Genomic DNA, 23,416 nt, shown 5'->3' with positions numbered 1-23,416 from the left:
TACCGCGATGGTGGGCTCAAACTGAACGCTTGCGCTCGGTGAAAGTTGAATATTAACCATGCAAAGCTCCTTTCGTCATAGAGTTTTTGGTACTTACGGGTTCAGCTGAGCTATGAAAGTAAGTTCGGATTGCAGCACTCTTTGATGGGGGATGACGTTTCCTGACGAATCCGTTCCGAACACCGTGATAATCGTGTCTGCCGGTGCGTTTCCAGTTACGAGAAATTGGACTTCATAAGCTGAATTGCCTGCGATATTAAAACTGAGAAACTGGCTGGTGTTAGCATTAACATTTAATGAGTTGGAGTAGACTAAACCTTTACTAACCAAGGTATTCCATACGTAAACGTGATAGACTACGTTAGATGAAAAACTAAGGTTGTCATTATCGATATTAATGACCACGTTGGATGCTGGGGTAGTCCCTGTGTTCGTAATAATGCCTGTTGTTGTTGCCATGAGCTTCACCTCTTTATTAGTTTGCTATATATATATGAATTGAGATTCATTGTGTTTGGACAAGGGAATCAGAAAAATCGCGGAAATGATACTGAGGGGTCTTATTAGGTGGGGAAATACATATAAAATTTCAGCATGATCTGAAGGTAACTTGATTATAAGTTGAACAGCAATAGACGATTTTTACGTGCTACTATGAGGGTGTAGAAAACAGGTTAGAGTCGCACGACCGAAGCAATGGCGATTTACCGGGGCGTAACTCTTGGATGGGATTTCGGGATTTGGTGTCTTACGTTTGGAATGAAAAAGCCGCTGAACGTGGAGTAACTATTCGCTATCCGCAGGAGAATTTTAAGAATTTTGAATAGAAGGTCTGACATTCATTTTAAATAAATGTTATAATTATAATATCAGTGTGTAGAGATATTGGTCTTTTTTATTGGGCCAAAAATATATGTCTCATGATACGTCTGCCATCTGAAATATTATTCACGGAGATGACAAACATGCATGGAGACACAAGACTGCCCAGAAACGGAAAAGAAGGTATATTATTTTTACTCATTATTTCAATCATTTCAGTTAACACTATTGCCCCTATTATTGTGGGGTTGGAACGCGGCTTCAGTAAGGAAGTGTATATAGATACACTAAAGGTTATTCCGTTTATGTGGATGATCGTAGTTTTATCCGTAAGATTAGTTGCAGGTCCGATTGTCGGGAAAGTGATGCCGAAATTCATGGGACAAACCGATGGATTTAATGCAAGGATTCTGTTGAATACTTTATTAAATGTCACAGTGTTATCTATTTTACTATCAATTATCGGCACATGGGTTGGGACAAAACAAATAAGCCTGGATCCACTTAAAAACTTTCTTCACATCTGGCCGAGAAACTTTGGAATAGCATTTTGGATTGAACTGTTGGTTGCGCAGCCGATAGCAAGATTTGCAATGAAAACATTACACGCAAGACAGGATCGAAAATCGGAAAGTGTAAATGCGTAACTAGCTAGAATTTTGTAGACGAATAAGAAAAAAAGGAGCGTCCATGGTGGGCGTTCCTTTTTTGTAGCAATCGGAAGTACCGAGAGGGACCCCTGTGTTCCTTTGAAATTTGATTCGATAACAATTACGTGAACGAGGCTGCTCCTATCGGACACAGCTGACCCTTAAAGCGGTTTTTTTCCACATTTGCAATTCTAACGGACTCCATAGTCGCTAATGGCATAAAAAGTACCGCATTTGAGCCTCTTTCTGGGCATTAGCGTCCATGGAGTCCGAAACCATGCTCTTAAGGCTGAAAATCAGCAAATAGCGACATCTGGGTCCGATAGCTCGAGGTGGAGGAGGTTAGTTCGTTAGCTCGTTAGTGCCGTGCTCCTCACAGATTTAGTTGCAGAATTTACAGCGAGAATCGTCCTTTAAAGTAATAACAGTAGTCTCACCTCTACAACCAGCATATCTAGTATGCGAGTTCATAAACCATACAGTAAAGCACAAAACGGCACTGCTCCAAACCATGAAATGGTTTTGAAGCAGTGCCGTTTTTGTTAGCAGCCAGCTAAATTGTCCAATGGAGAGCAGGGCGACCGAAACGAGGTACTCAATTACTTCCGATCGCAGTCCTAGTCGCAGTCCCGATCGCAGTCCCGATCGCAGTCCCAGTCGCAGTCCCGATCGCAGTCCTGACCGCCGTCCCAACCGCCGTCCCTGGGTTTCCACCAACATCCTTAAAGTTTCATGCTGTCCCACAGCTGCTGGAATGCCCCGGATTCGACCTCGAAGAATGCCGGTGCTTGACCGTAGCGTACAAGTCCTTGACCGAACAGCGTCAGCTCTACTCGGGCGTTGTCTTCCAGCTGCAAATAGATGATCTTACGGTCTTCGCTGTCGTAGATGCCTTGCTCGATCAGCGGCTCTGCTGCCAGCGGTTTAGCAGCTTGGAGGGCTGTCAGGAAGCCATCAAGCGCCTCGCCATTGGCAAGTGGCGCCTGCTGCTGGAGGCCGTTGTTCCAGCTGTTGAAGCTTTCCCATTGTGCAGAAGTAACTCGGCCTTCAAGATTCAGCTTGCCGAACAGGTCGGCGCCGCTGTTTATGGTGATGCCGTTGGTGTGCTCATACAGTTCGGCGAATACCTCGCCGTTGATTTCCGAATAGGACATAATCAGAAAGCTGGAGTCATAGCCCTTCACGGAATAGAGATCCGTTTCGCCGATGTTCGAGGCTAACTCAATATATTCGTCGCTACCGCTCCATTCGTTGATGCCGCCTGTAGTGCGTCCCAACTTATCACCGCGCAGAGCAGCAGCATCGGCAGCGTCAATGCGAGTCGCTGACTGTGTATAAATATTATTTTTATACACGACCAAGGCGATCATATCTGCCTTCACGCCAGACTCCTTATCTGGCAGTTTCAGCTTGGGAATGACAATGCTGCCGGATGTAGCTGTGCCTGAATTGCCAGCATTGCTTGCTCCCGGAGTTACCTGGGCAACCTGCCCTGGGGAGCTCTGACTGTTCAACTGCTGCCATATACTAGGCCCAGCCAGACCGATTCCTGCGGCGAGCACGACACTTGCCGCAATATAAACCGTCTTGCGCGGACGCTTCCGCTCCTGCCGCTGCTCTATTTTATTGAACAATTCTTTTTTCATCTCTTCACCTGGTTTCATCGAATCCACCGCTTTCTTATATGTTGTTCGAAACTGATCTTCCTTCACTGTGGTTCCGCTCCTTCCAGCTCCAGTTTTAACAGTTGCCGTCCCCGCTGAAGTCTCATCTTCACGGCAGACTGACTAATCTGCAGAATCTTGCTGATCTCCTGGATGGGATAGTCCTCGTAATAATAAAGATGGATTACGGTTTTATACTTCATGGGCATCGCCATAACTAACTGCAGCAGAGCCCAGTCCTCGGGGTTGTCTACCGCAATTGGCTCAGCGCTCTCCAGCTTAACCTCGCGCTTGCGCCAGCCTCTGCCCAGTAGTGTTTTACAATGGTTGGTGATTACCCGGATCAGCCATGCCTTCTGATGTTCGGCATCTTTGAACTCCGGCGCTTTTTCTATTAGCTTGATGAAGGTATCCTGAGTGGCTTCTTCGGCATCTTGCCGGCTGCCTAGATGGACCAAAGCGATCCGGAACAGCATATCTGCGTAGATTTCGTAACTCTTCATCACATGATTTCCCGGCCGGGTCATGGATCGCTGCATGATACTGTGCCCCCCTTTACCTATAACACCATTTAGGACGGCATTAGGTCACATTTTGTTCCTGAGAAAATTCCTTTGTGTTTGAGCGTAAAGAACGCCTATTCATAAATTATCTCCACAGGCTTACGGACTCAGAAGTCGTTATTTGCATATTTATAGGCTTTTGAGCAGGTTCGCGGACTCCAGTGACGCTATTCCTTAAAAAGGAGGTCTTATATGGTGTTTTTCATGCCAATAAAGGCTATGGGGTCCGCCACACTTTGAAATGGAGGGTTATACCGCGCATAAGATCAACTGTGTCCGATAGCTGCTAAGAACCACGCCAATGTTATCTGTAGTCAGTGGATCTAATGTATAAAAAGGGGCTTCGTTACAAGTTTCAAGTTGCTTATCCATACTCTCTTTAATCAAGTGCATCGGCACATGTCCTGAACCCTCTACCATCACCTGTCTACGCAAACGATGTTTACCTATTTAGAGCAGGGAAGATCAAAAAAACACGGTTGCCCAAGCAGCCAAGTGCTGACTGCTGGACAAACGCGTCTTTTTTATAGGGCAACTCCTTCACGGGAGATTCTCCTCGATATGTTTATATGTATAGCTAGGATCATTACCTTTAACAGGAGCCCTGCTGTATTGAAAGATCCTTCCATTTTCTTTTCGATAAAAGTATCTTGCGTAGGGTTCGTCTGCAAAAATCACCGTGGTACTTACGAGGGGAGCTTTGGCAATCTGGGTGTATACTTTATCAAAATCTTCTTTCTTATAATTTCTCGTCTCTACTAGATAATGAATGACTTCTCTGTTCATATGATTTTGGAAGTAGTGGAAGGCTAAGGATGTTATTCCATAGATTAAAAGGATTAGAACGATGAAGATTAGTTTTGTTTTTTTCTTCATTAATTCCCTCCATATAAATAATTTGTATATAGTATAAGATAATATACTGAGACTGGTATGTCATTCATAGATATATGACGCAGGAGGAAGAGAAAATACTGGAGCAGCGAATTAAGATGTTGGAGAACAAGGTAAGTCCAAGGCTGCCGGGGGTGGAAATCTTATGGTTTTTAATATGGGGTTTTGTCGGTGTATTCATTATTCTAGTTCTTATTGGTGATACAGTTTGTATCTGCATAACAGATTATACAAAAAGGCAGCAAATAACAATAGTAATCCAGGCGTAAGCGAACGAAGAATTGCCGGGACATACTAGATTTGCTGCCTTTTAACTTATGAAGAATAATGATTCTCTTTTAGTCCTCTTTGGGTTCTTGCAATAAAATGGAGAAGGTCCCCGTTTCGTGATCCACCTCAATCGTCTCAATGCCCACGAAATCCGGGATTTCGGGGTGTACTGCATCTACATTATAATCCGGATGAGTCAGTAATAATTCGATTACTTTAATGGCTTCCATGTCGTTCCCCCTCACGAGAAATTCCACCATAAATGAATATGCAGAGAACTATTGCAACTAAGCTTATTATCTCCGTGATCCGTTGCGAATATGTGTCAGTCGTTCTTCGTTTCTTCCCATCACGGCCAATAATTGCCCTTGGAACACACGTCGTTGGATCTGATCAATCCGCTGTAAGGCCAGCTCGGCAGGAACTTGAAATTCTGCTGCGAGATAGGAGATGGCATCCTCCCGTTGCTCAGGCAATGTCATGCGGGAGATCATGGAGTAAGGCATCGCCGCATACAAGATAAAACGCTCGGATTCATCCTCCTGTGCCCGCGTGAAATGCTCTGGCATCAAGGTCTGATTATCACTGCCATGGCGAAGGAGGTGACACAGTTCATGAAGAAACTCTAGCCGTTGAAGATTGGCTGGAAGGCGGTTGTCGATAAACAGGCTGTACATCCCTGCAGACGCTTCAATGCTCTTGCTTCTCACATCCAAATAATGAACCCAGATATTAAGCCGCTCTGCAATATACGATATTGAAATTTGTGAGGGCTGATGAAGATTTAATCGCTTGTATAAATCCTCCGTCCATTTCTCAAGCACAGTCATTTGATAATATGATTTCATGTTCTCCAACTTATTCACCTCGTTTAAAATCACTAATAAATCACTAATGGGATCGTATGTTCGCATAAATGCGCAAAAGAAAAGCCCGAAGGGCTATGTAGAGTAAAAAAATGCTAAGGATACACAGGAACATTCGTTCTCATGTATCCTTAGCATAAAGCAATTACACACTAATATCAAGTGTTTTTCCCAAATTAGGAGCAACGCTTTTGCCCAGCATTTCCACCATGGTTTGGCTCTGGGTTTCAGCCTGATTCTTGGCAATATTCATGATCTGTATCCCAACATTTTGAGCTAAGGATGCTTGGCTCATTGCCATTGATAATGCAGCTATATCCATATTGCACCTCCTTTGTGTATATCCTGTTTATCGACTGTCCACCTTCAATTCATTAGGTGATTGGCATTTGTTTGCCAATTCGCCCAAACGGCTTATCTCCTTTTTACATATCTTGTGCTGTAGTCATTAATCATTAGGAGGAATTGAAAATGGGAATGGAACATGGTTGTGGTTGTAACGTAGGTCCGGTAGTAAGTCCAGCATCAGTAGGTCCGGTGTGTAGTCCTTGGACTTCAACAGGAGCAATTCTGGTACTTTTCATCTTGCTGGTTATCATCACTAAAGCTTGCTTATTCTAAGTTAGCTGATGTGCAGTGTAGCCCCATCTGGCGAATGCCAGGTGGGGCTATTCTGTTGCCTGGGGCTGGTCAGACAGACCGTTATTTAAACATAAATTCTACCCGCGTTCCGTCTGCATAATCCTCCAGCTGATTGCCAACCCAGCTTCCTGCCCCGCGGTTATCGCTTGGCGTTATGTATTCAATGTCGGCACCAATGCCGCCTTCCTTACACATAGCCATTGGCCATTCATCCCGGTCATACCCCTTTTTAGTGGGGATCCCTTTTAAGGACTCTTTACGGTTCTCTTCAGCCTGCTCTCGGTTAATCGTACATGTGGCGGATTCACCTTTCGCAATGGCATCCTGAATATGTTTGGCGGTCTCAGGATAGCGGTCTGATGGGAAGGTTAGCTGAACAACACTCGAATCGGATGGAGACGAGGGGTCTGTAGGCTCTCCGTTTTGTTCAAACCAGTAACTAGCCAAAGCAAGTAATGCAACAATGATGAGACTGGAGATCCATTTTTTTACTTTCAATTCTGCTCCTCCTTTTTTGGCACTTAAAATAGTATATCTTATATCATAATTCAGTGCGATTTAATATAATTAGGTAAAATAAAGGAGGACGGAACTGGATATGGAGTACATAATTACCATTGAGGATCAGACGCTTATTACGGCTGCCGAAGATATAATTACCAGGCGTTATGAATGGGGACGGCACCATGTGGGTGCAGCGCTTCGTACTAAAACAGGAGAGATTTTTACAGCGGTACATGTGGAAGCCAGCATGGGGAGGATTACAGTCTGTGCAGAGGCGATGGTGATTGGCAAAGCGATATCCGAAGGTTATAAGGAATTTGATACGATTGTTGCGGTAAGGCATTCTGACCCAGACAGCGAGGAAAAAGAGATTAAAGTAGTCTCTCCCTGCGGCATGTGCCGAGAGTTAATTGCGGATTATGGAATAGATTGCAAGATAATTGTATCGGAGGATGACCGATTAGCTAAATATGAAATCACTGAACTATTGCCTTTAAGGTACACGAGATAAGAAAAAAAGTAATGAGGAGCCGCGGAGCTCCTTTTTTTGTTGAGCCGTGAATTTATTCAGCAGTTCCTTATATCGTCCCAACTTATTTTACAACTTCATGTCCATTCGCTGAGTTCATGTCATTATTGTCCCCATACTATAACTTAAAAAGATTTAAAAGGATGGTGAGAATAGATGGAGCAGCGGATTATTCGTCAGATGGTTGATTCAGCATCAAGGTTCGTGGGCGATGTGCAGTGGCAGATGGCTTTTCGCAGATTACAAATGGCTCCGGCGGATTCGGGGCTGTCGTCCTCGGCTCAGCTATTGCTGAATACCCTCTATTACTTGCAGGGAAAGGGTGTGATAAGCGGCCAACATGATTATTTGGAAAGTGCAGACGAGCTCATGGAGAAGCTTAAAAATACCAGCGGGCAATATGCTGCGCTGCATGGCTACGAGCTGGGCGCAATCAATAATCAGTCACAGGCTCTAATTGACAATCAACGGAATTGGGTCGTCAGCAGTGCGATACGCTGGTCTAGGGCCGGCGGGATCGTAACGATGTGTTATCACGCTGCATTACCGGGGACAGCGCCAACTTGGGGGAATGTAAATACGAGCCTAAGCAATGCTGATTTTGATAAATATATAACCCCAGGTACCACCCAGTATAATGCTCTGTTAGCTGATCTGGATAAGATAGCCTTGTCGCTGAAAAAGCTTAATGACGCAGGGGTTCCTGTACTTTGGCGGCCGTATCATGAAATGAATGGTGGATGGTTTTGGTGGGGGCAAAAGAGCAATTACGCTGCATTGTGGAGCCTTATGTTCGATCGTTTTACCAATTATCATAAGCTGCATAATTTATTGTGGGTTTGGAGTCCAAATGCAAAAAATCAGTGGTGTGATGAGCCGGCAGAATACTATCCGGGCAGTGATAAGGTAGATGTGCTGGCGCTCGACATTTATGACGCGGATTTCAAGATTAGTCATTATGATAATTTATGGGATCTGGGTCGTGGCAAGCTGATTGCGATTGGTGAGAATGGAGAGCTTCCGTCTGCTGAACTGTTGTCCAAAACACAGCCCAAATGGTCTTATCAGCTGACCTGGGGGAAACTCCTCTATGAGAAGAATACCGACGCTGTGATAAAAGCTTTTATGAACGACAAAATGGTATTCACACGAGAGGAGTATGCTGCTGAGGCCGCCGCTTTCGCTGCTATCGGGGATAGTGTGCTGGAGAGTGGACTATGTGGGCAATATTACAATAACATGACGCTCAGCGGCACGCCTGCACTGTTGCGTACGGATGCCAATATTAACTTTTCATGGAGACAAGGTTCGCCTGATCCTGCCATTCGTGTAGATGCATTCTCTGTGCGGTGGAGTGGGAAGCTGACGGCTGCTTTTAGCGAGGTGTATACCATTTATTCCTACTCTGATGATGGGATACGGGTATGGATTGATGGCGGGCTAGTCATTGATAGTTGGGTGAATCAGAGCGGCCAGGAACGAAAAGGGAGCATAAACCTGATTGCAGGAAAGCCGTATGAAATAAAGGTGGAGTATTATGAGAATGCGGGCGACGCCCGGGTTGTTTTGCAGTGGGAGAGTCCTAGCCAGACCAAGGGGGTTATCCCAGCGGGGGCATTTTATCTTCCTTAAAAAAGAGTACTTCAAGTGTGCAAGCGCAAGCAAAAAGCCCCGGTTTTCCGGGGCCTTTTTACGTATGAACGTCTTAAATTTGCTCGCGGTAGCTAATGTTGTTGGCGATCTTCTCGTCACGAACGGCTTTGCGCAGAACATCTTTGACGGTTTGGGCATCATGGATTTTTCGAAAAAGAAGCTGAGGCGCTGAGGCATCATCAGAAAATACAGTTAATGATCCAATGCCAAGCATCCGGTCCATTATAGACTGTTTTACGGATAAATCGCGTACGCGCAGCAATTCGATTTCTTCAACATTTTTACCGATAAGTCCGGTCTTTACCATAATACGCTGACTTGTAATGGTATATGAAGTTGTGTTAAGTCCTACGATTCCTTTGAGTCGATCCGAGATGCCGGCAGGTTTGCCTTTCCAGAGCACGACTTCTTGAATGACATGATTATCTACTGCGGGTCGATGAGCGGTTACTGGAGCGGTACCGTCAAGGCTGGTTCCACATTCTCCACAAAATTTAGCGCCCTGCTTGTATTCCGCTCCACAGGTGGTGCAATAAGGCATAAATACTCTCCTTTCCTGATCACAATTAAAATAATTATAACATAACAGTCATTTTACATATATTTCATTTGCGCTTTACACAAACCGACATTATCCTGTTAAGTGGAGGGATAAATAATGAAAAAAGCTTTACTAATAGGAATGCTGATGATGACTGTCATCCTTAGCGCCTGCAGCAATAATTCAACTTCATCGGCACCTGCCACGGAGGAAGAAGTGCAGGAGACCGTGCAAAACTTCTACAATGAAATGTCTAAACTTGAAGAGTCAGGAAAAACTTCTTTAGCGGAGTTCAACGAAGCCATTGCTGGTTATTCAGCAGGAGAACTCACGGACAAGCAGTTGGAGAAGAAAATTAAGCAATTCCAGAGTACCGCAACTGATTTATCGAATCAAGCCGAGAAAGTAAAAATTTCCTCCAGCTTGCCTGAAGACATTCGTAAGTTGCTTGAAGAGTCTAAAGTTTCCTTTGAAAGTGCTTATTCTTTAAAAAAAGAGGCTTCTCAGGGCGCAGATTCCGCAAATGTTACGGCTGAGCAATTTAATGAATTGAATCAAAAGGCTGATATAGCGATGTTATTCGGTATTTCCAAGCTTAACGAGGCAAGAGAAGCAACAGGACTTATAGATTCCGAAGGTCAGGCTACCTCAGAGTCTGGGGACGTTGTTCAAGAATAAATCAAATCAGGCGCTGCGCAGTTTATCTGTCAGCGTCTTTTTGCTGCGAATTTTATCTTGAATAGATATACATCTTTTGAATAAAGAGTGACCCTTAAAAAGGTATCTTTTTCCTGATTATTGATTAATATGCGAAGATGCGGATATAATACAAACATACGTTCGTGTTCAGAGGAATAGATATATAATTAAGGAGGGGTTACCATGGGCAAAAAGCTGGAGAAAAACGGGCTGTGGGAAAGCAGCCGCATGATGCTGCCGGAGCATAAGATACGAATTATAAGAGATGAACGGGAAACGCTGCGCCGCATCAAGCCTATTCTGGATGAGCAGAAGCTGGAGGAGATTGAATGTACACTGGCTTTGTCGTTGCGGAGTCATGTACGAGTGACAGTTGTTCTTTTTGACCCTTTTGAAAATACAATGTTAAGTGGTTTTGTGACTTCCATTCACACCCACTCGCGTGAGTTTAAGCTGCAGTGGGCGGAGGAATGGAAGTGGATCGATGTGGATGATATTGTCGAGGTCTACATCGTTTAATGCTGAGAACCGTTGCCTTCGCTTTTCTCATAAGCGATTAAGGTAACGGTAGGATTACCGGTCAGATGTGCAATGGAAGCTTCAGCATTCCGAATAATTTCCAGTGCTTCTTCCTGTTCACTAAGGGCTGCAACTTTATAGCTATCGCTATGAATATCCATATGTCTCCCACCTTTCGTTAAATATTTTGTCCTTTTTTGTGGAAATCATCCTAAAGGGGACAGGGGTACAGGCAAATAGGGCAGCGGCATCATTGAATATACCAAAGGGGTGATTCTATGCTGACTTTGGAGCAATTGAGGGAAAAATCCGCGGCGCGTCTGGTCGGGCTTCATCCTGTCTTGGCGGCAGGTGCGAATGTTTTGATTCAGCAAAGCCATGCGAGAGGAGTCCCTATCGTTATTACTCAGGGTCTACGGACCATTGCTGAGCAAAATGCTTTGTATGCGCAGGGTAGAAGCAAACCAGGACCGATAGTTACCAACGCTAAAGGCGGTACCAGCTATCATAATTATGGTCTTGCGTTTGATTTTGCGCTTTTGCTGCCGAATGGCACTAGCCTTTCTTGGGATATCAATCGTGATGGTGATAAGGATAAGACAGCAGATTGGCAAGAGGTTGTACAGGAGGCTAAGCGGCTTGGTTTAGAATGGGGCGGGGACTGGACCTCTTTTAAAGATTATTCACATCTGCAAATGACTTTCGGATTAACTATAGATCAACTTCGGGCAGGTAAACGTCCAACGACGGACCAAGCCAAAGAGGCTTTAAAAAAGATTACCGGAGGGGATGATCAGGTGAACAAAGACGTTACAGTGACCATTAACCTAAACGGCCGCAAGCTTACCGATGGGGTTCTTGATACAGGAATAACCTATGTACCCATACGTGCGCTGGCTGAGGCGCTTGGAGCAAAGGTTACTTATGATGCTGTGACTAAGACAGTTAATGTAGTAAAAGAGTAAAACCACCATGCATAGACAGTGCCGTCCAAGGGGAAATTATCAGTGATAACTAACCTTAAAGGGAGGCATAACACTGTGAACAAGCTGATAACAAGCCTTGCATGCGGTACTGTATTATCAATGAGTCTAATGGGAGCTAGCTATGCATCAAATGCCGTGGGATCAGCAGCATTGGGCGGTATCCCAGCCGCGAATACCGGGATGGATGGGACTGCGGAACACACTCGGATGATGAACACGGAAGGCAATCTAATGAACGGCACCACGGGAACGCTGAATCAGCATGAGAGCATTATGAAAGATAAGATCCGCATCGATGATAATTACAGACCTAACAACTACAACACCAATAACTACAATGACACCCGAAATAACTACAGAACCAACAGCACTGTCAACCCGGCAACCAACACCACACAGACCGGCAAATACCGTGCAACTAGTACAACAACGAATGCTGCAACTAACAAAGGATCTAACTGGGGCTGGCTCGGTCTGCTTGGACTTTTGGGTCTTGCCGGAATGAGAAGCAGAAGTGACGAGCGTAGATAATCCGCGTTTATAATAACCCGTATCGGTTCTGGCTGAACGGGTTATTTTTATTGTGAATAATTTTTTTTCGAAAAAGGATTGCGCGTTATCGATATTCATGATATTATATTTCTTGTCGCGTTATATGTGAACAACGTATGAAGCTTCAACACATAATATGCCGGGGTGGCGGAACAGGCAGACGCACAGGACTTAAAATCCTGCGGTACGTGAGTACCGTACGGGTTCGACCCCCGTCCTCGGCATCACAGTGAAAACCTTGAGAAATCAAGGTTTTTTTTGTTTTTCTTGAGTAAAACTTCCGTTAAAAGCTAAAGGTTCTGTGTGTCTAGGAATTGTTTTGTAACACACAGAACCCTGACGATAACACTCCTTTTCAGTGCTTGTCTAATCACAAGCTCTGGAGAGGAGTTTTTTTAATATGGAAGATTTCATGAACCGCCGTATATCAAACGGTAAGCAGAGTGGTATGAGAGATCCGAGCCTTTTGATTACTGTCGAATAACATCTTAATTTGTTGTATTATTAATTAATCTAGTTTTCAAGAACCAAGGAGGGTTAAAGTTTGCTTACACTGAGAAGAGCCGACCCGCGTCAAAGTAAAAAGCTCAGTCTTACATCGCTGCTTACGGGCTTGGTTACGCTGGTGGTTCTACTAACCTCAAGCATCCTTCTGATTGGCTCTTACGAGTCTAAAAAACAATCATTGATGGAGACTACACTCCATCTGAATTACTACAACGCTGACCGAATGACCAAAACAATGGATTCCTTATTTCAGTCCATGCGCAGCAGTTTGGAATACAGTGCTGACACACTCTCCGATGACGAAACCTCAACGCCGAAGCAAGTGGATGATAATTTGGAACTGATGCGTAATAGTAGCAATTACTTCAATTCTATCGCCGTGCTCGATGCCGACGGGCTGATCCGCAATGTAGTACCGACTAGTTTGGGGTCAGCAGGAAACCATATTACTTCTAAGGTCGGTTTGGAAGCTCTGGCGTTAAAAAAACCTTACATATCCTCCCCCTACATGACCCAAACCACAAAGAGACTAATCGTTTTTATGAGTCAGCCGATTTTTAGCAAGAATGGTACATATCGCGGTATTTTGAGCGGCACATTTTATCTGCAGGAGAACAATATTTTGTCTATGATTTTTGGCGACAATAACGTGGACGATTCTGGCTCCTATTATTATATTGTGGATTCAAGTGGGCATCTGTTGTACCACCCGGATAAGCAGCTCATTGGGGAGGATGTCAGCAATAACAAGGTTGTGCAGAAACTCATGAATGGGGAGAGTGGGGAACAGCAAGTGCGTAACACCCGTGACGTTGAAATGCTTGCCGGATACTCCAGCGTTCCAGCCAACGGATGGGGAATTGTGGTCGTTTCGCCGATTAGTGTCATCCATCATCAACTGATGGGGCACCTTCGGACCATTCTCTGCTATTCGTTGTTTCCGTTCATTATCCTCCTGATGGGCGTCATTCTCGTAGCACGCAAGCTGGCCCGGCCTTTTGTGTACCTGGCAAATCTGGTGAGCAGGATGGGCAAGGAAAAGATTGAATTGCCAGAAGCGAAGCCGCAATGGAGCCGAGAGGCAGATCTGCTGACCAAGGCTGTGTTGCTTGCCATGACGGATATTCAGAAGCAGACGGATCAACTGACCCAAGAGGCTACGACGGATGCTCTGACCGGTTTAATGAACCGGAGATCGTTAGAGTATACGATGAGTCAGTGGATTGACTCAGGACAACCGTTTTCGCTCATTGTACTGGATGTAGACAAATTCAAACTCGTGAACGACACTTACGGTCATCTCATCGGCGACGAAGTGCTGAAACATGTAGCCAAAGTTATAGTTACCTCGGTTCGTCCAGACGATGTTTGCTACCGCTACGGCGGTGAAGAGTTCATCATCTTGCTAGCCCACACAAGACCTGAGGAAGCTTTCATCATAGCTGAAAGAGTCCGGCGGGCAATGGAACAAAGCAGGGGGCCAATCGAGACACAGGTTACAATCTCTCTAGGAATCGCCCATTATCCTTTTCATACATTGGAGCGGGAGGGGCTGCTGGAGAAGGCGGATCAGGCGTTATACTTGGCCAAGAGCAGGGGAAGAAACCAGACGATGGTCGCTGATGTTTGAAACAATGGCTACGCAGACCTGCCATATGTGGGCTGACCGAATGCTGCATATCAGCACGGGTGGCACGAAGTCAGCGGGCAGCAAAGGACGAAAGTGTAACCATCCAAGCTGAACAAGGAAAATGTTATTCGCTATTATGAATGTTCGGAGCGGAAACAGTATTTCATCTTTGATGAAATACTGTTTTTTGTGCGGATGTTAATTATGTTCAACACGTTGCAATAATTCCTTTAAAGCCTTCATCTGCCGGCCTTGAAGTTCTCCCTCTACAATCGAATTCCGTATAGATTCTACATCCTGAGCCTTCACTTTACCCCCATGATGGAAACGATTGAATGCTTGATAATCTAGCGGCAGCATATCTTGTTCCATTTTGAGATGTATTTTTGCTGTCATGCGTGGCCCCATCACAAAACTCATAATCTTACCGATTAGACCATGCTTGGGCAGGGATGCTATTTCACCCTGAGCACGGCAAGCGAGCTGCCAAAGATCTTTATTTGCAATAACGGCTGAGAATTTAGGCCAACCTACGATATCACAAGCAGCGTATACAGGAAAACCTATACTTGAGTAAATATTGAACATCGCCGGACTTACTTGACCACAGCGTGAGACCCCAGAGTCATTGTACAGTGCGATAAATTGTTTGGCAGCTGATTTATTATTGTTCTCGACCTGGAAACCGACCTTGTTCGCCGGATGTTTGTAACAGACAATGGCTTGGTTAATGAGTTTGGGGTCTGTTGGTGCATGCACAGGCAAATCAGCCTTGGATTGATGACTTAACGTACCCAGTATTCCTCTTAACAGCTGGTCTTCCGGAATTCTCATATACTGAATGTAATGTTCACGAATACCGCTTCCAAAAGCACTCATAATCACCGTAGTTTTAGAATTACGAACGACATCTCCCAATTTGGATAACGTAGCTACGCCTTCTGGTGAACGGCTCACATTTCCGTCCAATGTAATAATAATAAATTGATACTGCTGAGGTTTTATTTCTTCTATATCTTCTATGACATTAAAGTTGCTAAAATCTTTCAATGTAGCATCGTCATAGCAATATAGTTTCTGAGGAGGAGCGAAGTCTGCTTTTCGTCCTTTTCGTACAAGAAAGGTAACATCGGTGCCTGATAAGTGTAGATGGTAACCTACAGAGAAACCTACTGCGCCTGCACCTACTATAAGAATGTTTGTTTTATCTGAAGTGATTGTCATTGTTAGTTCATCTCCTTGTATTATATAAAAATAGATTTTGGCTTATTAATTCCTCATTAAGTGGACATGTGTTGATTTAATGTCGTGTTGTCAGTATAATCTATACGTCTGAACAATCACAATAATCAATACCTTTGTAAATGTTATGAAGTAAACAGATTACATCTATTATGTTGAAAGGATAGAACAGGAGGAGCATATGGTTGGAACCAAGAATAACAGAAGAACTAAATATACGATTAATCTCATTAAAGAGAGCTTCCTGGTTTTATTAGAAACTAAAAAGTTACCTCAAATAACGGTCACTGAAATATGTAACTACGTTGATATCAACCGTGGCACCTTTTATTTGCACTACAAAGATCCTTTTGAATTATTTGAAGTGATGCAGAATGAATTTAATAAAGAATTGGTGGAAGCATTACAAGAAGGAGGCAGTCCTTGCACATCTGAAGAATCCATGGTCAAACTGTTAAACATCATTCAAGATAAGAAAACCATGTATCAGCTTCTAATTTCAGAGAGTGGAAAAAGTGAATTTTTAACACGAGTCTTACTTGAACAAAATTGGAACGAACCCTTTCTAAGGGACTATTCTTTCACTTACAAGGTTTATGGATCTATTGGAGTCATTAATCAGTGGCTCGAGTCCAATGGTGGAGAAAGTCCGCAAACCATTGCCAATATAATTTATTCTTTGGGTCATCAGAACAAATAGTTTGAAAAATACACACTAAGAGTGGCATTTTAGGAAGCTATATAATAATTACTGCAATAATGTACTATTTATCAACAACTTTAAGATGTAATATTATCGTTACATTATCGGACCAGCATAAATCCTGTACAAAAAATGAGTATACGTAGAGGGGAATTATGTGATCTATAGGAGTGTGTTACTATTTCAAAATTCGTCGAAATTGGTTACCCAATTTATGAAGGAATGCCTATTTTTCCAGGATTACCAGAAGTGAAATTAGATCCTAGAGAGCGCTTGATTAAAGGAGATGAATGGAACGGAAGTGTGTTAAGCATTTATCTTCATGCTGGTACCCATGTCGATGCACCATGGCATCATTTGAATAACGGTAAGGGGATAGATGCTGTTCCTATAGAAGACTTCATCTACAGAAACCCACTATTAATTGACTGCCCGCTTGGCCCAAACGGCTTTATCACAATCGACATGCTTGAGGAATATGAAGAACTTAATGAAGCGGATATTCTAATCTTCAACACGAGCTATTGGAAACACAGAGATACGGATTTCGAAAAATACGCCAATAATTTTCCTGCTGTCTCTTCGGTAGCTGCCGAATACATCCGGACGAAGCTCCCAAGCTGCAAAGCAGTAGCTATAGATACCTTGAGCATTGAAAATTTGGCAGAAGCAAAAAGAAACGGCTATTTTGTCCATCATGCCTTTTTAGATCATGAGAAATATAAAGAGCCGACAATGCTCATTTATGAAGATATTAACCCAGCTCCATTAGTTGGCAAAAAACTCATTTCTGCCTTCGCAGCACCACTTCGTATTAAAGACCATGATGCTTCTATCATTAATGTAATCGTTGAAATAGAAGATTAAAGGCTATTCAGTAATAATTGTTTCGCCTGTGATTATATCTGCAACATCATCTCGGACTGTTCCTGTACCGTAGGGGTTCTATCCCCGTCTTATCATCCTTGACCAGAAGATCGCATGACTCTCATGAAATATTGAGGTCATGCGATTTTTTTATTTTAAAAATCAGAGCATTACAGATCGTCGCTGCCGAAGATATTTTGGAGTTGAATTCTGAATAAATTAATAGTTGACAGCATTTTTGAAAGCGGTTATATTTATCTCGTAAACAATACGTTATATAACGTTATATCAAAGGAGAGAATCAAATGACTACAAATCAGGTTGTTCAAAGTATCCGTGAAAAAGTGGCAGAGGAGATTTCAGAGGTATATTTTGTAGCTTGTGGGGGTTCACTGGTTGATATGTATCCCGCGAAATATTTTCTGGATAGTGAAGCGAAGAAACTGGTAACGGGGCTCTATACGGCGAATGAGTTTGTTCATGCATTGCCTAAACGTCTGGGCACACAATCGGTAGTAATCGTTTGTTCCCATGGCGGAAATACACCGGAATCGGTAGCTGCGGCGCAAGTAGCCAAACAGCATGGAGCGCACACCATTGGCCTAACCCATAACAAGGAAGCTGCGCTGCTGAATTACTCTGATTATTCTTTCTTGTATGCATGGGGAGATGACAGCAATGTCAAAAATAACCCGATGGCTATCATTCTGGATCTCGCTACTCAATTGTTAGATGTGGCTGAAGGGTATGCGCATATTGAAGCTTTTCAAAAAGGATTGGAAGCCATCGACGGCATTATTAACCAGGGTAAAAAGCAGGTCGCTCCACGTGCCCGAGTGTTTGCCGACAAATACCGTAATGAGGAGCTTTATTATATCTTGACGAGTGGAGCTTCGTACGGACATGCTTATGGATTTGCAATCTGTTCTTTGATGGAAATGCAATGGCTGCATGCTGCGGCGATTCATTCCGGTGAATTCTTCCATGGTCCTTTTGAAGTGACGGATAAAGAAACCCCATTCATCCTAATGATTAATGAAGGGCGCACCCGTGAGCTGGATGAACGGGCACGGACTTTCCTGAATCAGTATGCAGAGAAAGTCGAAGTGATTGATGCTAAAGAGCTGGGAATTGGTACAATTGCTGATGAAGTTGTGGAATTCTTTAATCCGGTATTATTCTACAGTATCATTTGTGTCTATCGCGAGGCTCTTGCCGAGGTGAGAAATCATCCGCTAGAAACCCGCCGTTATATGGGGATAGTAGCCTACTAATCGGGAGGATAAAACCATGAAAGTGCTAGGTATTGGCGATAATGTGGTAGACAAGTATGTTCATCAGCGTACGATGTATCCCGGCGGCAATGCGCTCAACTTTAGTGTTTTCGCCAAAGGTGAAGGAGCTGACGCGGCTTTCCTCGGTGTTTTCGGCGATGATGACGAGGCACGTCTTGTGGAAAATATGCTGCAGCAGCTGGAAATCGATATCTCACATTGCAGACATCATAGCGGAGAGAACGGATGTGCACGGGTAACCTTAGAGAATGGGGAACGGGTATTTCTGGGCAGCAACGAAGGCGGGGTTACCAGACTGAATCCAATAGCGTTGAGTGAAGCTGACAGAGAATATATCCGCGGGTTTGATATCATCCATACAGGGCTTTATAGTCACACCGGACATTTGCTGGCGGAGCTGAATGAACTGGGGATTCCCCTCTCTTTTGATTTCTCCGATGACTTCGAGGATGTGCAGGTAGAACGGTATATTGGCAATGCGGATTTTGCTTTCTTTTCCTGCAGCCATATGACGGATGAAGAGACGCAGAATTTTATTGAGACTAAACGCAGAAGAGAAGGCCAAGTATTGGTGGCAACACGCGGGGGAGACAGATCCATTGCCTATGATGGAACAAGCTTTTATTATCAGACCCCGGAGCTTATTGAGGCTGTTGATACGATGGGAGCAGGCGACTCTTATATTACTGCCTTTTTAATGAGTATGATTAAGGATGGTGATATTCAAGCTGCTATGCGGGAAGGCTCCAGATTAGCGGCCAAGAGCTGTATGGTGGAAGGTTCCTTTGGATTCGGGGCTTCTTATTAACAACGGATGCGTACTTATCTTTGCTTGTGAAAAAGAGGATCGTTTGTTACTCTAACAATAGAGTAATATAACGTTATATAACAAGTGAGGGTAAATCATGTTAAATTCAGAGCAGGCAGAGCCATTATATATTCAATTGAAAAAAGCGGTCCAATCCGCCATTGCGAACGGTACCTTTAATTCAGGAGATAAAATTCCTACTGAAATTGAGCTTAGTGAAACCTATAATGTTAGCCGAATTACTGTTAGAAAAGCTATAGAGGAATTGGTGAATGAGGGATATCTGACGAAACGCCAGGGCAAGGGCACTTTTGTCAATGCACAAAAGATCGGCCGCAAAATTGAGCATATCATCAGTTTTACGGCGGCCTGCAAAGCCAATGGAGTTTCATCGCACAGCGTCGTTACAGAGAGAATTAAGCTTAAAGCCGATCAGGAAACCGCGGAGCGGCTGCAAATACAGCAGGGGGAACCGGTGTTATATATTCAACGTAAAAGATATGCCGGGGAGAGACCCCTAATGCTGGAAAATAACTATTATCCGTATGACCGGTTTTCTTTCTTAATGGATGAACAGCTTGAAGGATCGGTATATGAGCTGCTGCGGAGCCGCTATCATATTGATCCCAATCAGCCAGGCGAATCAATATTGCAAATCACCTTGGCTGATGAACAGCAAGCGAAGTTACTGGAGATTCCCATTGGTGACCCTTTATTCTATATGAACACTATTATTTATGATCAGGACAGTCAGCCGGTTCATGTAGGCAAGCAGTACATTATCGGTGACCGTTATCAATTTACTTTATAATTCATTCTGCTTCTTGCGGTAAGCGGGAAGCAGAAGCTTTGATATAACGTTATAAGTCGTATTATTAATCGGCAGAAAGGCGTTGAAATCATGGAAGCAGTTAAACATGGTTTTGCAGATCGGGTACTATTGTCTAATGCAGTATTTACAGGAATAGAAGATGGCGTTTCACCAGCATTTATTGCCCTGCAAGGGGAGCGCATCGTCGCGGTTGGTCACCCGGCAGAAGCAGAAGAATGGATAGGGCCGGCAACATTTGTTCATCATCTGAAGGATGCGTTCATTATGCCTGGTGTACATGATAACCATGTCTTTTTTACCGGTTACATGTCCATGCACCGTGGAGTGGATCTGACGAATGTCGCTACAATCCAAGAGGCTTTAGAGTTGCTAAAACAAGAGGCAGAAAAAACACCCTTAAAGCAAAATGTATACGCTTACGGGTGGAGTGAAGAGTGTTGGGGCGAGCTTCCGGGGCAAAGCTTATTAGACGAAGCTTTTACTGAAAGGGCTGTAATCGCCATTAATTTGACGAAAAGCTATTGTTGGATGAACAAGCTTGCCCAGGATAAGTATCAGTTTCTCCCTAACCAATGCAGCGCGGAATCACGCGCCCGTCTCCTTCATGACATGATGCAGGATCAGGAATTAGTCAGACAAGAGTTTTTGGACTTTGCCCGAATGCTTGCTAAGCGGGGTGTCACTTCGATAAAAGATATAGGCTTTGACAGGCATAGCGGTTTGCTGCCGGTCCTTGATGAGCTGGAAGCAGCGGGAGAGCTGCCGTTGCGGGTCCATTTTGCGCTTGAACCTGTATTGCAGCCGCTTGATATTTCCACGGGTTTGCAGTACAAAGAGCGTTATCAAGGAGAATTTCTTCGGTTTCAGGGATATAAGCTGATGTTGGATGGTGTGGTAGCTGATCATACGGGAGATATGCTGGAGCCTTATGCGGATATGCCAGGTGTTACAAACTTGCAGTCAGTTGACTACGAAGGGTTAGAAGAGGCATTTCGGGCAGCAGATAGCCATGGAATTAAATGTTGTCTAACAGCTGAGGGGGATGCAGCAATTCGTAAGGCAGTAGACATGATCGAAGATTGCAATCGTAACCGGGGAGCACAGCGGATTAGGCATTCAATCAGCGATTTGGAATATCCACATCCCGATGACATTCAGAGGATGGGGGAGAACGGGATTTTTGCCGAGGTATATGCCCAGATCTTGCTCTTAAATCCTTCTTATGAGGATGCTTATATGGCTGCTGTGGCCGGAAAAGAAAATGAAAGCCGGTTTTATAATTACAAGTCCATGCTTGAGGCCAATGTTCCGATTACGATAGGTACAGATTTGCCGCTTTTCCTCACCAGTGTTCCTGATTCGCTCTATGCGGCTTCTTTTCGGCTGTTCCCTGATGGATCCCCTCCGGGAGGCTGGAATTTCGAGCAGGGGATGCCGGCATCAGAAGTCTTAAAGGCCTGGACGATTAACGGGGCCAGACATTGCGGTATGGAAAGTACAGGAACCTTGGAAGTTGGAAAAGCTGCTGATATCGCTGTATTTGACCGTAATCTTCTGGATACAGCTGCAACCGAGATTAGAGATGCACGTGTGATTTTGACAATTACTGCCGGTCAAATCACCTATGATGCTGCCAGGAACGAGGGGTAGAAATGGAAACGGTTAAACGTAAAATTAAATGGTCCCTTCCTCATAGTTATACATTGATTTTTCTGATTATCGTGGCTATTGCCGGATTAACCTGGATTGTCCCGAGCGGCCAATTTGACCGTCAGGAAGTGCTGGTGGATGGTTCCTCCAGAACAGCCATCATCCCGGGAACCTATCATACCGTTCCCAAAATCAGTGAGCAAGGGGATTTGAGACAAGGATTTGCCCAAATTGCCAGTGCGCCGTTGGAGGGAATCATCAATGCTGCTGATGTCGTCGCCTTCGTCCTGATTGTAGGGGGAGCTTTTGGAATTATTCTACAGACTGGGGCGATTGACCGGGCACTGATGGCTTTAGCCGGAAGACTCAAAAGTAAAGGGATATTACTGATTCCGATAGCCATGGTGATTTTCAGCCTGGGGGGTTCCACCTTTGGGATGAGTGAAGAAATCATTCCGCTTTACGCTATTTTTATACCGTTAATGTTTGCCTTGGGCTTTGACTCCATGACGGCGATTCTAATTTTATTTCTCGGAACACAGATCGGCTATGTCGGATCAACCGTTAATCCTTTCTCTGTATTGATTGCGCAAGGCGTAGCAGGGGTGCAGGGAAATCCACAGCTATGGCTGAGATTTATTGAATGGGTTGTTTTTACTGCGATATCGATCGGTTTTACGATGTGGTATGCGCAACGGGTGAAGAAGAATCCGGAGAAATCAGCGGTATTCCAAAATGATATTCTAAACCGCCAACACTTCATCAAGGAGAACGATGGGATAGAAGTAAGTTTCTCGAATCGGGATAAATTAATTATTGGCGGCTTCATCTTTACCTTGGGGCTTATTGTCTGGGGAATACTGAGCAAAGGCTGGTATATGACCGAGATCGGAGCGCTTTTCTTTGCACTTGGTATTTTTTCGGGGATTGTAACCCGGATGAGTCAAAAGGAAATTGCCGAGAATTTTGTTAAAGGTTGCGGAGAATTTATCTACGCTGCTGTGATCATCGGTTTGGCCCGGGGGATCCTCGTCGTTGCAGAGAACGGGATGATTATCGATACCATTTTGAATGGCCTGGCTACTATGCTTAAGGGTTTGCCGAATTACTTGTTCACCACCATCATGCTGGTCGTGCATAATATTATTACGTTCTTGGTTCCTTCTTCATCAGGAGAGGCGGCCTTGACGATGCCTGTGCTTGCACCATTAGGCGATCTTGTGGGTGTTAACCGCGAAGCGGTAGTAACCGCATACCAATTTGGAAATGGATTAACGAATCTCATTTCGCCAACAGGCGGTGTGCTGCTGGCAGGTTTGGCCATCGCCCGGATCAATTTTGGACAATGGTTAAAGGTAATACTCAAGCTGTTTCCGATTCTTTGGCTGGTGGCGGCAATCTTTGCCGCAGTTTCCTCTGCTGTGGGCATGTAGTGGATAACATATTGCAAAGCCATGCGGGATTTCCCGCAGAAGATAATCAAAATCCCAAGGTCATACTGACCTTGGGATTTTTGACTCTACATATT

General features: G+C 44.2%; 27 protein-coding genes, 1 tRNA gene and 1 pseudogene. 17 read left to right on the top strand and 12 right to left on the bottom strand.

Features of this window, described 5'->3' with window-relative positions; genetic code table 11:
* Nucleotides 1–93: 93 nt before the first annotated feature.
* Complete coding sequence (locus tag MHI25_RS23505) at nt 94–459, bottom strand: hypothetical protein (protein ID WP_042191062.1); 366 nt, start codon at nt 457–459, stop codon at nt 94–96.
* Between the two features lie 506 nt (nt 460–965).
* Here MHI25_RS23505 and MHI25_RS23500 point away from each other — a divergent pair.
* Nucleotides 966–1,469 (top strand): hypothetical protein, encoded by a 504-nt coding sequence (locus MHI25_RS23500; RefSeq protein ID WP_076192030.1) that lies wholly within the window; start codon nt 966–968, stop codon nt 1,467–1,469.
* Nucleotides 1,470–2,194: 725 nt separating this feature from the next.
* On the opposite strand, the gene MHI25_RS23495 is transcribed toward MHI25_RS23500, so the two are convergent.
* The 7 genes and pseudogenes from MHI25_RS23495 to MHI25_RS23465 form a co-directional block, all read right to left on the bottom strand.
* Nucleotides 2,195–3,184 carry a hypothetical protein gene (locus MHI25_RS23495; RefSeq protein WP_339281312.1) on the bottom strand — a complete coding sequence of 330 codons (990 nt, stop codon included), beginning with the start codon at nt 3,182–3,184 and terminating at the stop codon, nt 2,195–2,197.
* Nucleotides 3,181–3,675: a sigma-70 family RNA polymerase sigma factor gene (locus MHI25_RS23490; protein WP_248549356.1), complete on the bottom strand. Its 495-nt coding sequence runs from the start codon at nt 3,673–3,675 to the stop codon at nt 3,181–3,183. Before MHI25_RS23490 ends, MHI25_RS23495 begins: the two co-directional genes overlap by 4 nt.
* A 330-nt stretch (nt 3,676–4,005) precedes the next feature.
* Nucleotides 4,006–4,143, bottom strand: a pseudogene (locus MHI25_RS23485) (phosphomethylpyrimidine synthase ThiC); the annotation flags it as partial.
* 96 nt (nt 4,144–4,239) lie between these two features.
* Entirely contained in the window at nt 4,240–4,575 is a 336-nt protein-coding gene (locus MHI25_RS23480; RefSeq protein ID WP_076192025.1) for a DUF3139 domain-containing protein, read from the bottom strand.
* Between the two features lie 356 nt (nt 4,576–4,931).
* On the bottom strand, nt 4,932–5,093 hold the full coding sequence (locus MHI25_RS23475; RefSeq protein WP_155288176.1) for a hypothetical protein: 162 nt from the start codon (nt 5,091–5,093) through the stop codon (nt 4,932–4,934).
* A gap of 66 nt (nt 5,094–5,159) precedes the next feature.
* Nucleotides 5,160–5,777, bottom strand: a complete 618-nt coding sequence (locus tag MHI25_RS23470; RefSeq protein ID WP_256716659.1) for an ImmA/IrrE family metallo-endopeptidase — start codon at nt 5,775–5,777, stop codon at nt 5,160–5,162.
* A 97-nt stretch (nt 5,778–5,874) separates the two neighbouring features.
* Nucleotides 5,875–6,051, bottom strand: a complete 177-nt coding sequence (locus tag MHI25_RS23465) for a YjfB family protein (RefSeq protein WP_340394468.1) — start codon at nt 6,049–6,051, stop codon at nt 5,875–5,877.
* 149 nt (nt 6,052–6,200) lie between these two features.
* Between MHI25_RS23465 and MHI25_RS23460 the strand changes: the two genes are divergently transcribed.
* Nucleotides 6,201–6,350, top strand: coding sequence for a hypothetical protein (locus MHI25_RS23460; RefSeq protein WP_155288175.1), 150 nt, complete (start codon nt 6,201–6,203; stop codon nt 6,348–6,350).
* 81 nt (nt 6,351–6,431) lie between these two features.
* On the opposite strand, the gene MHI25_RS23455 is transcribed toward MHI25_RS23460, so the two are convergent.
* Complete coding sequence (locus MHI25_RS23455) at nt 6,432–6,869, bottom strand: NucA/NucB deoxyribonuclease domain-containing protein (protein WP_076302541.1); 438 nt, start codon at nt 6,867–6,869, stop codon at nt 6,432–6,434.
* Nucleotides 6,870–6,969: 100 nt separating this feature from the next.
* On the opposite strand from MHI25_RS23455, the gene MHI25_RS23450 reads away from it, so the two are divergent.
* A complete protein-coding gene (locus tag MHI25_RS23450) occupies nt 6,970–7,386 on the top strand; it encodes a cytidine deaminase (protein ID WP_038572821.1) in 417 nt (138 codons plus the stop codon).
* 174 nt (nt 7,387–7,560) lie between these two features.
* Entirely contained in the window at nt 7,561–9,036 is a 1,476-nt protein-coding gene (locus MHI25_RS23445) for a glycosyl hydrolase (protein ID WP_076185235.1), read from the top strand.
* A gap of 73 nt (nt 9,037–9,109) precedes the next feature.
* Here the strand turns inward: MHI25_RS23445 and MHI25_RS23440 are convergent, their stop codons facing one another.
* Nucleotides 9,110–9,598, bottom strand: coding sequence for a PH domain-containing protein (locus MHI25_RS23440; RefSeq protein ID WP_076128858.1), 489 nt, complete (start codon nt 9,596–9,598; stop codon nt 9,110–9,112).
* Between the two features lie 117 nt (nt 9,599–9,715).
* Here MHI25_RS23440 and MHI25_RS23435 point away from each other — a divergent pair, with 117 nt between their 5' ends.
* A complete protein-coding gene (locus MHI25_RS23435; protein WP_340394465.1) occupies nt 9,716–10,276 on the top strand; it encodes a hypothetical protein in 561 nt (186 codons plus the stop codon).
* A gap of 204 nt (nt 10,277–10,480) precedes the next feature.
* Nucleotides 10,481–10,816 (top strand): YolD-like family protein, encoded by a 336-nt coding sequence (locus tag MHI25_RS23430; RefSeq protein WP_076128863.1) that lies wholly within the window; start codon nt 10,481–10,483, stop codon nt 10,814–10,816.
* Here the strand turns inward: MHI25_RS23430 and MHI25_RS23425 are convergent.
* Complete coding sequence (locus MHI25_RS23425) at nt 10,813–10,977, bottom strand: hypothetical protein (protein ID WP_169744799.1); 165 nt, start codon at nt 10,975–10,977, stop codon at nt 10,813–10,815. The genes MHI25_RS23430 and MHI25_RS23425 overlap by 4 nt on opposite strands.
* A gap of 117 nt (nt 10,978–11,094) precedes the next feature.
* On the opposite strand from MHI25_RS23425, the gene MHI25_RS23420 reads away from it, so the two are divergent.
* The 4 genes from MHI25_RS23420 to MHI25_RS23405 all read left to right on the top strand — a co-directional run bounded on the left by MHI25_RS23420 (nt 11,095) and on the right by MHI25_RS23405 (nt 14,491).
* Nucleotides 11,095–11,781 carry a M15 family metallopeptidase gene (locus tag MHI25_RS23420; RefSeq protein ID WP_036683338.1) on the top strand — a complete coding sequence of 229 codons (687 nt, stop codon included), beginning with the start codon at nt 11,095–11,097 and terminating at the stop codon, nt 11,779–11,781.
* A gap of 75 nt (nt 11,782–11,856) precedes the next feature.
* Nucleotides 11,857–12,333 (top strand): WGxxGxxG-CTERM domain-containing protein, encoded by a 477-nt coding sequence (locus MHI25_RS23415; RefSeq protein WP_076136668.1) that lies wholly within the window; start codon nt 11,857–11,859, stop codon nt 12,331–12,333.
* 159 nt (nt 12,334–12,492) lie between these two features.
* Nucleotides 12,493–12,578, top strand: a tRNA-Leu gene (locus MHI25_RS23410).
* Between the two features lie 320 nt (nt 12,579–12,898).
* On the top strand, nt 12,899–14,491 hold the full coding sequence (locus MHI25_RS23405) for a sensor domain-containing diguanylate cyclase (RefSeq protein WP_340394463.1): 1,593 nt from the start codon (nt 12,899–12,901) through the stop codon (nt 14,489–14,491).
* A gap of 198 nt (nt 14,492–14,689) precedes the next feature.
* Here MHI25_RS23405 and MHI25_RS23400 read toward each other — a convergent pair whose 3' ends face one another.
* Nucleotides 14,690–15,715, bottom strand: a complete 1,026-nt coding sequence (locus MHI25_RS23400) for a 2-dehydropantoate 2-reductase N-terminal domain-containing protein (RefSeq protein WP_340394461.1) — start codon at nt 15,713–15,715, stop codon at nt 14,690–14,692.
* 199 nt (nt 15,716–15,914) lie between these two features.
* Here MHI25_RS23400 and MHI25_RS23395 point away from each other — a divergent pair, with 199 nt between their 5' ends.
* The 7 genes from MHI25_RS23395 (at nt 15,915) to MHI25_RS23365 (ending at nt 23,321) form a co-directional block, all read left to right on the top strand.
* A complete protein-coding gene (locus tag MHI25_RS23395) occupies nt 15,915–16,433 on the top strand; it encodes a TetR/AcrR family transcriptional regulator (RefSeq protein WP_340394459.1) in 519 nt (172 codons plus the stop codon).
* A gap of 183 nt (nt 16,434–16,616) precedes the next feature.
* Complete coding sequence (locus MHI25_RS23390) at nt 16,617–17,303, top strand: cyclase family protein (protein WP_340395703.1); 687 nt, start codon at nt 16,617–16,619, stop codon at nt 17,301–17,303.
* A gap of 305 nt (nt 17,304–17,608) precedes the next feature.
* Nucleotides 17,609–18,577, top strand: coding sequence for an SIS domain-containing protein (locus MHI25_RS23385; protein WP_340394458.1), 969 nt, complete (start codon nt 17,609–17,611; stop codon nt 18,575–18,577).
* A 16-nt stretch (nt 18,578–18,593) separates the two neighbouring features.
* On the top strand, nt 18,594–19,406 hold the full coding sequence (locus MHI25_RS23380; RefSeq protein WP_340394457.1) for a fructoselysine 6-kinase: 813 nt from the start codon (nt 18,594–18,596) through the stop codon (nt 19,404–19,406).
* Nucleotides 19,407–19,503: 97 nt separating this feature from the next.
* Nucleotides 19,504–20,217, top strand: coding sequence for a GntR family transcriptional regulator (locus MHI25_RS23375; RefSeq protein ID WP_340394456.1), 714 nt, complete (start codon nt 19,504–19,506; stop codon nt 20,215–20,217).
* Between the two features lie 90 nt (nt 20,218–20,307).
* Nucleotides 20,308–21,888, top strand: a complete 1,581-nt coding sequence (locus MHI25_RS23370) for an amidohydrolase family protein (RefSeq protein ID WP_340394454.1) — start codon at nt 20,308–20,310, stop codon at nt 21,886–21,888.
* 2 nt (nt 21,889–21,890) lie between these two features.
* Nucleotides 21,891–23,321, top strand: a complete 1,431-nt coding sequence (locus MHI25_RS23365; RefSeq protein ID WP_076276785.1) for a YfcC family protein — start codon at nt 21,891–21,893, stop codon at nt 23,319–23,321.
* Nucleotides 23,322–23,416 lie beyond the last annotated feature (95 nt).

It is taken from the genome of Paenibacillus sp. FSL E2-0177 (assembly GCF_037992975.1).
GTDB lineage: Bacteria > Bacillota > Bacilli > Paenibacillales > Paenibacillaceae > Paenibacillus_AQ > Paenibacillus_AQ odorifer.
The sequence above is the reverse complement of the archived record's forward strand: the minus strand, read 5'-3'. Positions and strand labels throughout refer to the sequence as shown.

Coding starts and splice junctions, on each gene's coding strand:
- MHI25_RS23430 (WP_076128863.1), top strand. CDS start 10,481: ATGGGCAAAAAGCTGGAGAAAAACGGGCTGTGGGAAAGCAGCCGCATG.
- MHI25_RS23450 (WP_038572821.1), top strand. CDS start 6,970: ATGGAGTACATAATTACCATTGAGGATCAGACGCTTATTACGGCTGCC.
- MHI25_RS23480 (WP_076192025.1), bottom strand. CDS start 4,575: ATGAAGAAAAAAACAAAACTAATCTTCATCGTTCTAATCCTTTTAATC.
- MHI25_RS23365 (WP_076276785.1), top strand. CDS start 21,891: ATGGAAACGGTTAAACGTAAAATTAAATGGTCCCTTCCTCATAGTTAT.
- MHI25_RS23425 (WP_169744799.1), bottom strand. CDS start 10,977: ATGGATATTCATAGCGATAGCTATAAAGTTGCAGCCCTTAGTGAACAG.
- MHI25_RS23395 (WP_340394459.1), top strand. CDS start 15,915: ATGGTTGGAACCAAGAATAACAGAAGAACTAAATATACGATTAATCTC.
- MHI25_RS23460 (WP_155288175.1), top strand. CDS start 6,201: ATGGGAATGGAACATGGTTGTGGTTGTAACGTAGGTCCGGTAGTAAGT.
- MHI25_RS23385 (WP_340394458.1), top strand. CDS start 17,609: ATGACTACAAATCAGGTTGTTCAAAGTATCCGTGAAAAAGTGGCAGAG.
- MHI25_RS23400 (WP_340394461.1), bottom strand. CDS start 15,715: ATGACAATCACTTCAGATAAAACAAACATTCTTATAGTAGGTGCAGGC.
- MHI25_RS23420 (WP_036683338.1), top strand. CDS start 11,095: ATGCTGACTTTGGAGCAATTGAGGGAAAAATCCGCGGCGCGTCTGGTC.
- MHI25_RS23475 (WP_155288176.1), bottom strand. CDS start 5,093: ATGGAAGCCATTAAAGTAATCGAATTATTACTGACTCATCCGGATTAT.
- MHI25_RS23440 (WP_076128858.1), bottom strand. CDS start 9,598: ATGCCTTATTGCACCACCTGTGGAGCGGAATACAAGCAGGGCGCTAAA.
- MHI25_RS23375 (WP_340394456.1), top strand. CDS start 19,504: ATGTTAAATTCAGAGCAGGCAGAGCCATTATATATTCAATTGAAAAAA.
- MHI25_RS23505 (WP_042191062.1), bottom strand. CDS start 459: ATGGCAACAACAACAGGCATTATTACGAACACAGGGACTACCCCAGCA.
- MHI25_RS23500 (WP_076192030.1), top strand. CDS start 966: ATGCATGGAGACACAAGACTGCCCAGAAACGGAAAAGAAGGTATATTA.
- MHI25_RS23465 (WP_340394468.1), bottom strand. CDS start 6,051: ATGGATATAGCTGCATTATCAATGGCAATGAGCCAAGCATCCTTAGCT.
- MHI25_RS23380 (WP_340394457.1), top strand. CDS start 18,594: ATGAAAGTGCTAGGTATTGGCGATAATGTGGTAGACAAGTATGTTCAT.
- MHI25_RS23470 (WP_256716659.1), bottom strand. CDS start 5,777: ATGCGAACATACGATCCCATTAGTGATTTATTAGTGATTTTAAACGAG.
- MHI25_RS23370 (WP_340394454.1), top strand. CDS start 20,308: ATGGAAGCAGTTAAACATGGTTTTGCAGATCGGGTACTATTGTCTAAT.
- MHI25_RS23490 (WP_248549356.1), bottom strand. CDS start 3,675: ATGCAGCGATCCATGACCCGGCCGGGAAATCATGTGATGAAGAGTTAC.
- MHI25_RS23445 (WP_076185235.1), top strand. CDS start 7,561: ATGGAGCAGCGGATTATTCGTCAGATGGTTGATTCAGCATCAAGGTTC.
- MHI25_RS23435 (WP_340394465.1), top strand. CDS start 9,716: ATGAAAAAAGCTTTACTAATAGGAATGCTGATGATGACTGTCATCCTT.